Here is a 12,954-nt window from a genome sequence, read left to right on the forward strand (position 1 = left end):
CGATGCGGGCGCTCCAACCCCACTTCCGCGCGTAATCGACAGTGCGGGAGCAGATCTCGCCCGAAAACCACCGACGGCCGGGCGCGCGGGTGCGCGTCCGGCCATCGGATATCGGTCGGTCAGAGCTCGAATTCGGCTCGAACCTGGTCTTCGGTGAGGCCGTAGTCGGCCAGCGAGTACTTGTGGACCGGTTTGCGGTCGCCGGACTTGCTCTCCTCGTCGAGGGCGGTCATGGCGGTGCGGGCCGAATTCGTGTAGTCCAGGCCGAACTTCGAGTAGATCTTCTCGACCGCGGCGAAGGGGTCGGCGCGGAGTTCGTCGAATTCGATGTCGAGGAACTGGTCCGGGTTGTAACGGGCTCGCGCGGTATTGAATTCGCGCAGGCCACGCGACCACAGTTCGAGCTGCGATTCGCCGATCTTCTCGCCGACGAAGGTGGTGGACCAGCCCTGGGTGGCCTGCTCGGACAGGCTGCACGAGGAGCCGACGATGGTGACCGGGTCGCGGTGGGTCTGGATGATCAGCGCGTCCGGGTACACCTTCATGAGCGCGTCGAGGGCGAACAGGTGGCTGGGGTTCTTCAGCACCCAGCGCCGGTTGTCACCCAGGCCGATGAGCTGCAGGTTCGCCTTGTGCCGCGCATAGGCGTCGGTCCAATCCTGCTTGCGCAGCCACTGCGAGTAGCTCGGCAGATAGGCCAGCGACTCGTAGGAGATGGACTTCACCGTCTGGCGCAGCAGCTGCCAGCACTCCTCGACCTCGGCGGCGGTCATGTAGTGCACGCCCATGAATTCCGGGTTCTCGATCCGGTGCTGGGCGAACCCCTTGTCGACCGCCTGGTAGACCGGATTGTCGGCCCAGGTCTCGCGCGGCGGCCGCGGCTGGGGGAAGTCGGCGAGCCACATCTCCAGGGCCTGGTGCTGCGGGTCGGCGGCGAGCAGCCGGTGCAGGGCGGTGGTGCCGGTACGGGGCAGCCCGGTCACGAAAATCGGCCTGGTGACCTGGGTTTCGGTGTAGGTCGGGTTGGCCTGCCAGGAGGCTTCGCTCAACGCGCGGGCGACGAGCGCGCCGCGCAGGAAGTACCGGCTCATCTTGGAGCCGAGCTCGGTGAGCCCGGCATCACGCTGGTAGGACTCCAGCAGGACGCCGAGCGCCTCCAGGTAGTCGTCGGACCCGAAGTCGGTGAGGCCGCAGACTTTCGACGCCGAATGATGCAGATCCTCGACGGTGCCGACGTTGGTACGTCCGGTCATAGTGGTGAAACTCCTTGCTCAGACGTGGTATTCGCCGCAGTTGACGTCGATGGTCTGCCCGGTGATGGCATTGGCCCACGGCGACATGAGGAAGACGATGGTCTGGGCGATCTCGTCGGGCAGCGGCAGCCGCTTCAGGTCGGACTTGGACGCGGTCTGCTGATAGACCTGCTCCTCGGTGATGCCGTACTTCTTGGCGATCTCGCTGAAGTACCACTTCAGCTGGTCGGTCCAGATGTAGCCGGGCAGCACGCTGTTGACGCGAATCCCCTTCTCGCCCAGCTCGGTCGCCAGGGTCTGCGACAAGGCCAGCAGGGCCGCCTTGGCGACCTTGTAGCTGCCGTAGCGGGGTTCGGAGTGCCGCAGCACCATGGAGTTGACCATGACGACCGAGCCCTTGGTTTCGGCCAGCCCGTCGGTGAACGCCTGCGTCATGCGGAGATTGCCGAGCACGGTCAGGTCCACGCTCTCGCGGATCTGCTCGAAGTCGGTGCGCGCCAGCGGCTTCATGGACGGCACCTTGAACGCGTTGTTCACCAGCGCGTCGACCCGGCCGAAGGTCTCGAGGGTCTGCTTCGCCAGGTTCTGGACCGTGGCCTCATCGGTGATATCGGTGGGCACGCAGAGCGTTTCCGCGCCGCCCTCGGCCGCGATCTCCTCGGCGACCTCCTTCAGCCGCGACTCGGTGCGCGCCGCCAGCACGACCTTGGCCCCGGCCGCCGCGGCCTCCAAGGCGATGGAACGACCCAGACCGGGTCCGATGCCGCTGACCACGACCACCTTGTCGGCCAGCAGTCCCGTCTTCAGTCGGGTCATCCCAGCATCCTTTCCGCGAAGGCGCGCTGGCGAGCGGCGATCCGCTCGCGCCATCCGGCCTCGTCGATCTGATTCTGTTCGTAGTGCGGCAGCCGTTCGGCCACTTTGTCCAACGGGACGAGCTCGATGGCCGGCCCGTCCTCGGGCGTGATCGCGCGATCCACGCGCTGCCAGCGGAACTGGAGGATGCCGAGCTTCCGGCCGGTGGTCTCGATCCAGTTGGCGATCCCCGGGTTTCGCGCGGAGACCACCATGCGGATCATTCCGTCCGGATCCACCTGCGCCTGTTGATGATTCAGCGACGTCTGGTGGTTGGCGTAGTCCAGCGAGACGTACCAGCGGCTGCCCAGCTGGAAACCCTGATACGGCGCATCGGATTTCGGCACGGTGATGATGAGTGCCTGATCGTCCTCCAGCTCGAAATGCCCGACGGAGGAGTACTGCGTGCTCAATCCGCCCGGCGTGAGCCGAGGTTCGGTGAGCGTGTTGACCGGCAGGTTCAGGTAGAACCACTTCGGGAAGTTGAACCAGGTGTGCACACGGGTCAGCAGCATGCGCCCGGCCGCCCGGTACCGCTTGCGCAGCTGTTCCACTCCGGCCTCGACCGGCGCGGTCCCGATGGTGTCCACCCGCTCGATGCGGATGCTGCCCTTGCGCTCGGCATTCCAGTCGCCGTAGACCTCGCGCACGGCCAGCATGGACGCGCCCTCGCCGAGCACGAAGTAGTTCGGCTCCGGATTCTCCTTGGGCGGGCCGAAGCGCAGCTGATAGCTGCCGTCCTCGTCGATCTGCAGCCGCCGATCGTCGAACGCGTCGTCACCGTTGGGGACGTCGGAGGCGGTGTAATCACCCTTGAGCACCTGGAAACTCAGGTCGACGGTGCTGCCGCGCATGCCGGTGAGCAGGTATTCCGCATTCGGCTCGATATTGGCGCTGTAGTACAGCGTGTCCGGGTTGTCCAGGCCCATCTTGGTGTAGGGCCCGGTGGCGGACACGAAGTACGGGTGCGAGGTACCGTGCGCCCGCGACAGCTGCAGCACCGCGGCAATGCTGCCCTGCAGGTAGTCGTAGCCCTCCGCCAGATCGTGCGGGTCACGGATGAAATCCGCGGCGGCGATGAGCTTCTCGGCCTCGGCGACGGCCGCGAGGAACGGCTCGGTCAGGGGCAGCTCGGCCTTTTCCATGTCTGTCATCAGCTATCAGCCATTCTTTTCAACATTTCTGCCTAGGATCTCTCGAATTCGATGGGCGATCTCGGCCGGCGTCCCGGCCGAGGGGGTGATGGTCAGGTCGGCGAACTCCGGCCGCTCGTACGGCGAACTGATGCCGGTGAATTCGCGCAGCTCCCCGGCGCGGGCCCGCTTGTACAGGCCCTTCGAGTCGCGCAGCTCGCACTCCTCGAGCGGGGTGTCGACGAAGATCTCCCGGAACGACAGGTTCCTCGAGTCGTGCAGCTTGCGCGCCTCGCGCCGTTCGGCGCGGAACGGGCTGATGAGCGACACGATGGCGACCACGCCGGCATCCGCGAACAGCGCCGCCACCTCGGCGACGCGGCGAATGTTCTCCCGCCGGTCCTCGTCGGTGAAGCCCAGGTTCTTGTTCAGCCCGTGCCGCAGGTTGTCGCCGTCGAGCAGGTAGGCGGGCTGCCCGGATTCGATGAGCTGCCGCTCCAATTCCACTGCGATGGTGGACTTCCCGGAGCCCGACAGCCCGGTCAGCCACACGGTCGCGCCGGTGCTGAGCCGCTGCCCGCGCTCCACGGCGGAGCTGTGCCACACCACATTCGAGGCCTTCTGCCCGACCCGCGGCGCGCCCGTGGAGCGTCCGGTGATCATGCCCGCGGCCACCGTCTGATTGGTGGTCTCGTCGATGAGGATGAAGCTGCCGGTGGCGCGATTCTCCCGGTACGGGTCGAACAGCAGCGACTGCCGGCTCTTGATCGTCACGCGCCCGATATCGTTGAGCCCCAGCCGATCCGCGTCCGTCTGCCGGTGCAGGGTGTTCACGTCCAGCCGGTAGTCCAGCTCGCTCACCTCGACCTTGGAGGTCTGGGTGGCGGTGCGGATGGAGTAGGAGTCCCCGGCCCGGAGTTCGGTGTCGTCGGAGAACCAGCACACCATGGCGTCGAGCTCACGATCGGTATGCGGCTGGTTGCCGGGCCGGGCGAGCATATCGCCACGGCCGATATCGATTTCGTCGTCCAGGGTCAGCGACACCGCCATGCCCGTGAAGGCTTCGTCGACCTTCCCGCCGCCCGGCCCCCAGATCTGGTTGACCCGGCTGGTCCGCCCCGACGGCAGCACCACGACCTCGTCGCCCGGCTTGAAGATGCCGCCCGCGACGGTACCCGCGTAGCTGCGCTGGCTCTCCCCGTGCGGCCGGATGACGTACTGCACCGGCAGCCGGTTGTCGATGAGGTTGCGGTCGGAGGCCACGTGCACCTCTTCCAGGTGCCGCAGCAGCGGCGGGCCCGGGTACCAGTCGGCCGTGCGCGCGGATGGATCCACCACATTGTCGCCGTGCAGCGCCGACATCGGGATGAAGCTCAGATCGCCGACATCCAGCTTGGTGGCGAAATCCGCGAATTCCGACCGGATCTCCTCGAACCGCTGCTCGGACCAGTCGACCAGGTCCATCTTGTTCACACACAGCACCAGGTGCCCGACCCCCAGCAGCGAGGACAGGAAGGCATGGCGGCGGGTCTGCTCGGAGACGCCCTTGCGCGCGTCGACGAGGATGAGCGCCAGGTCGGCCGTGGACGCGCCGGTCACCATGTTCCGGGTGTACTGCACGTGCCCCGGGGTATCGGCGATGATGAATTTCCTTCGCGGCGTGGCGAAGTAGCGGTAGGCGACATCGATGGTGATGCCCTGCTCGCGCTCGGCGCGCAGGCCGTCCGTCACCAGCGACAGGTCGGGCCCGTCGCCGCCGCGTGAAAGGCTCGCGCGCTCGATGGCATCCAGCTGATCGCTGAACAGGCTCTTGGAGTCGAACAGCAACCGCCCGATGAGGGTCGATTTACCGTCGTCCACGCTGCCCGCGGTGGCCAGTCGTAACAGGTTGCGACGCATCAGAAGTAACCCTCTCGCTTGCGATCTTCCATGCCGGACTCCGAGATGCGGTCGTCGGCGCGGGTGGCACCGCGCTCGGTCAGCCGGGTGGCGGCGGTTTCGGCGATCACCTCGGCGGGGTCGGCCGCGGTGGATTCCACGCAACCGGTGCAGTCGGCATCGCCGAGGGTCCGGAAGCGCACGGTGGCCTCGAAGCGCTTCTCCTCCGGGCCGAACTCCAGGAATCGGTTGTCCGCCAGCAGCATTCCGTCGCGCGCCACCACGGTGCGCCGGTGCGCGTAGTACAGCGAGGGCAGCTCCACCTCGGCCTGGTCGATGTACTCCCAGATGTCGAGCTCGGTCCAGTTCGACAGCGGGAACACCCGGATGTGCTCACCCTTGCGGTGCCGACCGTTGTAGAGGTTCCACACCTCGGGGCGCTGGGCCCGCGGTTCCCACGCGCCGTACTCGTCGCGGAAGCTGAACACCCGCTCCTTGGCGCGCGCCTTCTCCTCGTCGCGGCGCGCCCCGCCGAATACCGCGTCGAAGCGGTGCTCGCGAATGGTGCGCAGCAGGGTGGTGGTCTGCAGCCGGTTTCGGGTCTCACCGGGCCGTTCGGTGACCCGGCCCGCGTCGATATCGTCCTGCACGCTGCCGACCAGCAGTTGGGCGCCCAGCCGTGCCACGGTGCGATCCCGGAAATCGATGACCTCGTCGAAATTGCGCCCGGTATCGATGTGCAGCAACGGGAACGGCAGTGGCGCGGGCCAGAACGCCCGCCGCGCCAGCTCCAGCATGACCGCCGAGTCCTTACCACCGGAGAACAGCAGCACCGGCCGCTCGAAGGTGGCCGCCACCTCCCGGATGATGTGCACCGATTCCGCCTCCAAGGCGTTCAGGTGCGACAGCTCATATCCCGTGCGCATCTCTCGTCCCATTCACCGCGTCATCCGATCCGTCCGGTCCTTCAACCTTGCGGTGCCCAACCTTGCGGTGTCGAATATTCGACGCTATTGTTCGATAATGTGACACCGACGATAGGTCGGTACCTGGGCGACGGTCAATACCCGCGCCCGAATTGCCGCGCATCGGAGTACCTCGGGCACACCGGATCGGGGCCATTCCGGTGCGGATGACCGATACCCCCGGCCGATACGATCGGGCGCGAACCTCCCGCAACGCCGGGACCGACACCAGCAGGGATCGAGTTGCCTGAATCCACCACCGCCCCTGTGGCTTCCGAACCGGAAACGGCGGCCGGAGCAGGTTCCGCGCCCGCCTCACCGCCGACCCACCGGGTCGTGCAGGCGATCGAGCTGCTGTCTCGGCATTCCGGCGAGCGCCTCTCGCTGGCCCGCATCGTGCGCGCCACCGGCATGTCCCGGGCCACCGCACACGCCGTGCTCACCCAGCTCACCGCCGACGGCTGGACCGTGCGCGACACCGAGGGGAACTACAGCCTCGGCCTCGGACTGCTCGCCGTGGCGCGGCGAGCCGACACCGCTTTTCCGCTGCGCCGCCTGGCCGTGGAGCCCATGCACGCACTGGCCGACGCGCACGGCGTCCCCATCTTCCTGGCCGAGCGGGAAGAGGACGCCATCGTCATCACCGAGGTGCTCGGCACCCCGTCGGTCCCGTGGATCCGCCCCGCCCGCCGCATGCCGTTCGCCCCGCCGGTCTGCCGCGAATTCATCGCCTGGGCACCGAAATCCGAGCGGGAGACCTGGCTCCGGGCCGCCGACCCGCGCCACCGCCCCCGCCTCACCGCCGTCCTCGACGTCATCGCCGCCCGCGGCTACTCCGTCGAACGCCTCGCCGACGAGTCCGCCCCCATGCTGGAAGCCCTGGGGGCACTTCGCCATTCCCCGGTCACCGATCCGCTACGGCATCGTCTCAGCGCCATGATCGCCGACCTCATCACCATCGACTATCTCCCCGACGAACTCGGCGACCACAATGCGGTCGTCTCGGTGGCCGCCCCGATCTTCGCCTCCGACGGCTCGGTCGTCGCGTCGATCGTCTCCTGCCCCGACACCAATCTCCCCGCCGCCCGCCTGCGCGAGCTGGCCAACGCCACCATCGCCGCGGCCGATACCGTCACCACCTCCCTGCGCGGCTGAGACATTATCGGCTTCCGGGACGGCCACCGATCACTGCGACAACCACTGATCGACGCCGTGCAATCGTCGAATCCCACCCGAAACGCGGCCCGCACCCGGAGGTACGGGCCGCCGAATCATGCTGCGGCAGTCAGCGATTGGCCAGCTCGGAGAGCTGGTAGGCCAGTTTGCGGCGGAAAGCCGGGATGCGGGCGGCGGTGCTGATGACGAGGTTGCGGACCAGCCGCGCGGGCAGCGGACGCAGGGTGGCCATGCGGGTGACGCGGTCGGTGAAGCTGACCACGCCCAGCGCCACCGGGCGACGGGTCTGCTCGTACTCGTCGAGGGTGGACTCGGGGGCGCCCGCGACCACGGCGGCGAGCAGGCGGCCGAGCATGGCGGCGTCCTGGATACCGGTGTTCATACCCTGGCCACCCGCCGGGCTGTGCACGTGCGCGGCGTCCCCGGCGAGCAGGATGCGCCCGGCGCGGTAGTGGTCGGCGACCCGGTGGTGCACGCGAAAGCGCGAGCTCCAGATGATCTCCTCGACCTTCGCGTGCGCGCCCGGCCGGCGGGCGTCGACCAGCGCCTGCATGTAGGCCAGATCCTGGTGTTCGGGGGCATCGGCCACGGTGGCGACGATGCGGAAACGGTTGGGCTGCGGGTCGGGCAGCGGCGCGACCACCGTGACGCCCTCGGGCGACAGGTGCAGGGAGACCTCGTCGCGCGGGTCCGGCCAGGTCATGCGGACATCGGCGAGGACGAAGGACTCGGGGTAGGTGGCGCCGGTGAAGCCGATCCCGGCGGCCTCGCGGACCGGGCTGTGCATGCCGTCCGCACCGATGACCCAGTCCGCGCGAACGGAATTCGCGGCGCCGTCGGCGTCGGTGAAGGAGACGGTGACACCGTCGGCATCCTGGACGACACCGGTGACCTCGGTGTGCCGGTGCACCTGCCCGCCCGCCTTCTCGAGGCGCGCCAACAGGATTGCCTCGGTGGATTCCTGACCGATCATCACGGTGTAGGGGTAGGCGGTGGGCAGCCCGTCGAACGAGATGCGGGCCAGCGCGTGGTCGCCGTCGCGCATCACGAAGCGCGGCACCACGATTCCGCGTTCGAGCAGGGTCGCGGTGACGCCGAACTGCTCGAGCACCTCCAGGGTGCGAGCGTGCACGACGACCGCCCGGGAGGTGTTGGCGCCCTCGGCCAGCTTGTCGAGCAGCACCACGTTCACACCCGCGTCGGCAAGCGCGATACCCGCGGTCAGGCCGGCCGGACCGGCACCCACGATGACGACCGAGGCGGTGGCGGGGACGGTGTTCATGACGACTCCCGAGGCTCTGCCAACATTTGTTGGCCAACGTCTGTTGATTTAGACGGTACGACCCGGTCAAAGCTATGTCAACACTTGTTGGCCAACAAATGTTGGCAAACCTTCAGCGGTCGGTGGCGGCGGCCAGCGACTGGAAGACGGCAGCGGTCCGGGTGTGCGGCGTCGCGCAGTAGACGATGACCCGCTGATCGGTGTCGGAGATGTGCAGCACCTGGCAGTGGAAGTCCAGCGGCCCCAGCTCCGGATGGCGGATGCGCTTGCGGTGGATCCGGCGCACCTCCACATCATGAGCGGCCCACATGTCCGCGAACCGCTTCGAGGTGCCCAGCAATTCGGTGACCAGCGCGGCCAGCGCCGGATGCCCCGGATACCGGGCATAGGCCGCGCGCAGATCCGCGATGAGAGCGCGGGCGAAGTCGCGGGTGTCGGCGTCGGCCCACTGCGGGTGGTCGGCGGCCTCCCGGAACATCCAGCGGATGATATTGCGCTCGTGGCCGGGCACGGTGTCGAGATCGCCGACGAAGGGCGTGGCCGCCCGGTTCCAGGCGAGCACCTCATAGGTCGCGTCCACCACGTAGGCCGGGGCCGCCAGATTGTCGAGGATGGACCGAACCGCCTGCGGCACAGTCTTGTTCGGCCCGGCCGTCACCGGCGGCGACTCCCCCGCCATCCGGAACAGATATTCGCGCTCGTCCACGGTGAGCATCAGCGCGCGGGCCAGCGCCGCCAGCACCTGCCGCGACGGTTTCGCGCCGCGGGCCTGCTCGATGCGGATGTAGTAGTCCACCGAGATCCCGGCCAGCTGCGCCACCTCCTGGCGGCGCAACCCCGGCGCGCGACGGTTGATTCCGTTCGGCAGCCCGACCTCACCGGGCGTCAGCCGATTGCGCCGGACCCGTAGGAAGGCCGCGAGTTCGCTCCTGTCAGCCATGGGTCCAGTGTGGGCCGGTGTCCCGATTTTGGGTGGCACAACTTGGGCCTCCCGCCGCAGCCCGCCCGGCGTGATGCTTCTCCCATGACCATCACCGCATTCATCACCGGAGCCAACAAGGGCATCGGCTACGAGACCGCCCGGCAGTTGGCCGCGCGCGGCATGACCGTCCTGCTCGGCGCGCGGGACTCCGAACTCGGGCAGGCCGCCGCCGCCAAACTGCGGGCCGAAGGCGCGGACGCCCACTTCATCCTGATCGACGTCGCCGACGAACAGTCCATCGCCGCGGCCGCCGCCCGGATCGAAGCCGACTTCGGCCGCCTCGACATCCTCGTCAACAATGCCGCCATCAGCGGCGGCCTCGACGGTGACGGCAAGCCGTCGTCGGGCACCCTCGCCACCCTGCGTCAGGTGTACGAGACGAATGTCTTCGGACTGGTCGCCGTCACCAATGCCCTGCTGCCGCTGCTGCGGCGCGCCGAGGCGGCCCGGATCGTCAACGTGTCCAGCGAGGTCGGTTCGCTGGCCGGGCGCACCGATCCGAACAGCCCGATGTCCCAAATGGTTTCGGCCATCCCGTACACCTCGTCGAAGACCACCGTGAACATGGTGACGGTCCTCTACGCGCTCGAACTGAAGGACACCCCCATCAAGGTGAACGCCGCCAACCCCGGCTACACCGCGACGGATCTCAACGCCAACAGCGGATTCCGCACCGTCGAGCAGGGCGCCGAGCCCAGCGTCCACCTCGCGACGCTGCCCGCCGACGGCCCGACGGGGACGTTCTGGGGTTACATCTGGGGTCACGGACAGGAGGAGTACGGCCGCATCGAATGGTGAGGACTACCAGTTGCCGTTCGGCTGCGAGTCACCGCGGTGCCACATGTCGGGGCCGTCGCGCCGGCACCGCTGCTGCCACCATTCGTGCTGCTGGATGCAGTGGTGGACGAACCACCAGTCACCCTCGTCGCGCGGTCCGTTCTGATCACCGAATCCGCCTTGGCCGCCGCCGGATCCGTCCTGATCGCCGTTCCCGTCCTGATCCTGGTCGCCATCGTGGTGGCGGGCCGCGGTGACGCCCGCCGCGGGCACAGCGTGGGCGCTCACCAGGGGTGCGGCCTGAGCGGTGGCCAGGCCGGTTGCCAGGGGAGCCGCCGTGAGCAGCACGACCATCATCAGTGCCGGTCGGAGTTTTCCGCGCATATCGATCACTCTTCGTATCGTTGTGTGCACCAATACGATCCATGATCAATCCCCCGGCCCTTCGATGCGTGGACCGCGACGCCGATTAAACGCCATTCCGGCACGACGCGAGGGGGATCGCGGTTCACCTTCAGCGGATCTTCAGGTTTCGTCTGTGATAGACCGTCTATCCGACTGAACTTCGATCGAGGACGAGATCATGTGGGAGTACGAACACAGCGCCGAGACCACCGTGCCCCGGGAGGCGCTGTGGCGCAGCTGGTCCGACCCGAACCGCTGGCCCGAATGGAATCCCGGCATCGAAACCTTCGAGCTGGACGGGCCTTTCGCGCCCGGCACCACCTTCCGCATGACCTCGCCGGACGGTGACATCGTGGAGCTGCGCTTCGTGGAGATCGTCGACGGCGAACTCTGGAGCGACGTCTTCCTCGGCGAGGGCTTCGAGGTGCTGACCCAACACCGCCTCGACGCCCTGCCCTCCGGCGCCACCCGCGTCGTCTACCGCACCGAGATCACCGGCCCCGCCGCCGCCACCCTCGGCCCCGAGATCGGCCCCCAGATCACCGCCGATTTCCCCGAGGTCGTCGCGGGCCTCATCGAGCACGCCGACCGGGACTAGGCCGTGTCTCAATAGTGGTTTGGGGTGTGGAGCGCCGTTTCGTGGCGAGTCTGAGCGCTTGAGTTGGAAAGTGTTGGCCGCGTTGGCAATAAGGTGAGGCCTGCGGTAGTTGGTTGTTTCGACCAAGAAGCAACTGAATACCGGAGACCTCGTGCCCAGCGTAGCGGTGACCAGGCGAGCGGATCTGACCGATGCCCAGTGGGCGCGGTTGGAGCCGTTGCTGCCTCGTGGTAGGAAGGCGGGCCGCCCGCCGAAATGGACGAAACGTCAGCTCATTGACGGGATCCGGTGGCGGACCCGGTGTGGGACGCCGTGGCGTGACGTGCCCGAATGCTACGGGCATTGGAAGACCGTCTACGGATTGTTCCGCCGCTGGCAACGTGGCGGGGTGTGGGCGGTGATATTGAAGATGCTGCAGGTGTTCGCCGATGCGGCCGGTGCGATCGTGTGGGAGGTCGGTGTGGATTCCACCATCGCCCGCGCGCATCAGCATGCCGCCGGTGCCCGTCGTGACGGTCACACGCAGGTCGAGCCGCCCGGTGGTGTCGAGGACGAGCCCGCCGACCATGCGTTGGGTCGTTCCCGTGGCGGGTGGACCACCAAGACCCATCTGGCGTGCGAGCAGGGCCGCAAGGCTCTGTCGATCTTGGTCACCGCTGGTCAGCGGGGTGACAGTCCGCAGTTCACCGCGGTACTCGATGGTGTCGCGGTGCCCCGGCTGGGTCGCGGCCGTGCACGGACTCGTCCGGACATCGTGCGCGCCGACAAGGCCTACAGCTCCGCCGCTAATCGGGGGTACCTGCGCAAACGCCAGATCAAGGCGACGATCCCGGTCAAGGTCGACCAGGGGGCGAACCGGAAGAAGAAGGGTTCGGCCGGTGGTCGCCCACCCGCGTTCGACGTCGAGGACTACAAAGCACGACATGCCGTGGAGTGCGGGATCAACCTGCTCAAGCAAAACCGTGCTGTAGCAACACGATTCGACAAACTCGCCGTCCGCTACCTGGCCACCGTCCGCATCGCCGCGATCAATCAATGGCTACCGAACGAGTGACCAGCCGACGATATCCACCGGTCACCACTTCTGAGACACGGCCTAGACCAGCCCGCCGCGCCTCTCGTGCAGCAACAGCAACGAGTACGCCGCCACACTCTGGGCATCCACGATCGCGCCCGCCAGGATCATCGCCTCCACCTCGTCCCTGGTGAACCAGGCGGACTCCATGTCCATCTCGGAGGGCTCCCGCTCGTGCGGCCCCGCCGTCAGCTCGGTGGCCAGCACCACGGTCCCGTAGTGCGTGCTGGTGACCGGGGCGGGCGCCACCTTCCCCAGCGCCGTCAGCCGGCCTGCCCGCAACCCCGTCTCCTCCCGCAACTCCTGCCGAGCCACCGCGATCGGATCGCTCTCCCCCGCCACCGCCCCGCCCGGGAACTCCCAGCACCTGCGCCCCAGCGGATACCGATACTGCTCGACCAGGTGGAATCGCTCGCCGTCCCAGGGAATCACGATCGCGAAGTCCGCTTTCCGAATGTAGGCGTACACCGACTCCTCCCCGTCGGCCTGCCGAACCACGTCCTCCCGCAGCGTGATCCACCGATTCGCGTACACCTCACGACTCCGCAGCGTGTCCATCCCCCGATCCTCCCCCA

Annotated in this window: 13 protein-coding genes; 4 read left to right on the forward strand and 9 right to left on the reverse strand. The window is 67.7% G+C overall.

All coding sequences use genetic code 11. The features are described 5' to 3' along the window. Positions 1-119: 119 nt before the first annotated feature. From ACIRRA_RS18470 to cysD, 5 genes are read right to left on the reverse strand one after another with little or no spacing between them, the layout of a single operon-like run. On the reverse strand, positions 120-1,253 hold the full coding sequence (locus ACIRRA_RS18470; protein WP_402769125.1) for a sulfotransferase family protein: 1,134 nt from the start codon (positions 1,251-1,253) through the stop codon (positions 120-122). 18 nt (positions 1,254-1,271) lie between these two features. After that, positions 1,272-2,069: an SDR family oxidoreductase gene (locus tag ACIRRA_RS18475; protein WP_402769128.1), complete on the reverse strand. Its 798-nt coding sequence runs from the start codon at positions 2,067-2,069 to the stop codon at positions 1,272-1,274. Beyond that, positions 2,066-3,262: a hypothetical protein gene (locus ACIRRA_RS18480; protein ID WP_402769131.1), complete on the reverse strand. Its 1,197-nt coding sequence runs from the start codon at positions 3,260-3,262 to the stop codon at positions 2,066-2,068. Before ACIRRA_RS18480 ends, ACIRRA_RS18475 begins: the two co-directional genes overlap by 4 nt. Before the next feature lie 6 nt (positions 3,263-3,268). Further along, on the reverse strand, positions 3,269-5,140 hold the full coding sequence (cysC, locus tag ACIRRA_RS18485; RefSeq protein ID WP_402769133.1) for an adenylyl-sulfate kinase: 1,872 nt from the start codon (positions 5,138-5,140) through the stop codon (positions 3,269-3,271). Beyond that, on the reverse strand, positions 5,140-6,045 hold the full coding sequence (cysD, locus tag ACIRRA_RS18490) for a sulfate adenylyltransferase subunit CysD (RefSeq protein WP_354851579.1): 906 nt from the start codon (positions 6,043-6,045) through the stop codon (positions 5,140-5,142). Before cysD ends, cysC begins: the two co-directional genes overlap by 1 nt. Before the next feature lie 306 nt (positions 6,046-6,351). Here cysD and ACIRRA_RS18495 point away from each other — a divergent pair, with 306 nt between their 5' ends. Beyond that, positions 6,352-7,239 (forward strand): IclR family transcriptional regulator, encoded by an 888-nt coding sequence (locus tag ACIRRA_RS18495; RefSeq protein ID WP_402769137.1) that lies wholly within the window; start codon positions 6,352-6,354, stop codon positions 7,237-7,239. A 130-nt stretch (positions 7,240-7,369) separates the two neighbouring features. Here the strand turns inward: ACIRRA_RS18495 and ACIRRA_RS18500 are convergent, their stop codons facing one another. Continuing rightward, positions 7,370-8,542 (reverse strand): FAD-dependent monooxygenase, encoded by a 1,173-nt coding sequence (locus ACIRRA_RS18500; protein WP_402769140.1) that lies wholly within the window; start codon positions 8,540-8,542, stop codon positions 7,370-7,372. Between the two features lie 112 nt (positions 8,543-8,654). Beyond that, positions 8,655-9,482: a helix-turn-helix transcriptional regulator gene (locus ACIRRA_RS18505; protein ID WP_402769143.1), complete on the reverse strand. Its 828-nt coding sequence runs from the start codon at positions 9,480-9,482 to the stop codon at positions 8,655-8,657. Positions 9,483-9,566: 84 nt separating this feature from the next. Here ACIRRA_RS18505 and ACIRRA_RS18510 point away from each other — a divergent pair, with 84 nt between their 5' ends. Continuing rightward, complete coding sequence (locus ACIRRA_RS18510; RefSeq protein ID WP_402769145.1) at positions 9,567-10,322, forward strand: SDR family oxidoreductase; 756 nt, start codon at positions 9,567-9,569, stop codon at positions 10,320-10,322. A gap of 3 nt (positions 10,323-10,325) precedes the next feature. Here ACIRRA_RS18510 and ACIRRA_RS18515 read toward each other — a convergent pair whose 3' ends face one another. Next, a complete protein-coding gene (locus ACIRRA_RS18515) occupies positions 10,326-10,694 on the reverse strand; it encodes a hypothetical protein (protein ID WP_402769148.1) in 369 nt (122 codons plus the stop codon). A gap of 190 nt (positions 10,695-10,884) precedes the next feature. Here ACIRRA_RS18515 and ACIRRA_RS18520 point away from each other — a divergent pair, with 190 nt between their 5' ends. Beyond that, a complete protein-coding gene (locus tag ACIRRA_RS18520) occupies positions 10,885-11,304 on the forward strand; it encodes an SRPBCC family protein (RefSeq protein WP_402769151.1) in 420 nt (139 codons plus the stop codon). A gap of 151 nt (positions 11,305-11,455) precedes the next feature. After that, positions 11,456-12,358, forward strand: a complete 903-nt coding sequence (locus tag ACIRRA_RS18525; RefSeq protein ID WP_402769154.1) for an IS5 family transposase — start codon at positions 11,456-11,458, stop codon at positions 12,356-12,358. A gap of 42 nt (positions 12,359-12,400) precedes the next feature. On the opposite strand, the gene ACIRRA_RS18530 is transcribed toward ACIRRA_RS18525, so the two are convergent. Further along, a complete protein-coding gene (locus ACIRRA_RS18530; protein ID WP_402769156.1) occupies positions 12,401-12,937 on the reverse strand; it encodes an NUDIX domain-containing protein in 537 nt (178 codons plus the stop codon). Positions 12,938-12,954: the final 17 nt, after the last annotated feature.

This window comes from Nocardia sp. NPDC101769 (assembly GCF_044766925.1).
GTDB lineage: Bacteria > Actinomycetota > Actinomycetes > Mycobacteriales > Mycobacteriaceae > Nocardia.

Excerpts from the sequence above, each read along its gene's own strand:
- ACIRRA_RS18520 (WP_402769151.1), top strand. The coding sequence starts at position 10,885 with ATGTGGGAGTACGAACACAGCGCCGAGACCACCGTGCCCCGGGAGGCG.
- ACIRRA_RS18505 (WP_402769143.1), bottom strand. The coding sequence starts at position 9,482 with ATGGCTGACAGGAGCGAACTCGCGGCCTTCCTACGGGTCCGGCGCAAT.
- ACIRRA_RS18530 (WP_402769156.1), bottom strand. The coding sequence starts at position 12,937 with ATGGACACGCTGCGGAGTCGTGAGGTGTACGCGAATCGGTGGATCACG.
- cysC (WP_402769133.1), bottom strand. The coding sequence starts at position 5,140 with ATGCGTCGCAACCTGTTACGACTGGCCACCGCGGGCAGCGTGGACGAC.
- ACIRRA_RS18470 (WP_402769125.1), bottom strand. The coding sequence starts at position 1,253 with ATGACCGGACGTACCAACGTCGGCACCGTCGAGGATCTGCATCATTCG.
- ACIRRA_RS18510 (WP_402769145.1), top strand. The coding sequence starts at position 9,567 with ATGACCATCACCGCATTCATCACCGGAGCCAACAAGGGCATCGGCTAC.
- ACIRRA_RS18475 (WP_402769128.1), bottom strand. The coding sequence starts at position 2,069 with ATGACCCGACTGAAGACGGGACTGCTGGCCGACAAGGTGGTCGTGGTC.
- ACIRRA_RS18480 (WP_402769131.1), bottom strand. The coding sequence starts at position 3,262 with ATGACAGACATGGAAAAGGCCGAGCTGCCCCTGACCGAGCCGTTCCTC.
- ACIRRA_RS18500 (WP_402769140.1), bottom strand. The coding sequence starts at position 8,542 with ATGAACACCGTCCCCGCCACCGCCTCGGTCGTCATCGTGGGTGCCGGT.
- cysD (WP_354851579.1), bottom strand. The coding sequence starts at position 6,045 with ATGCGCACGGGATATGAGCTGTCGCACCTGAACGCCTTGGAGGCGGAA.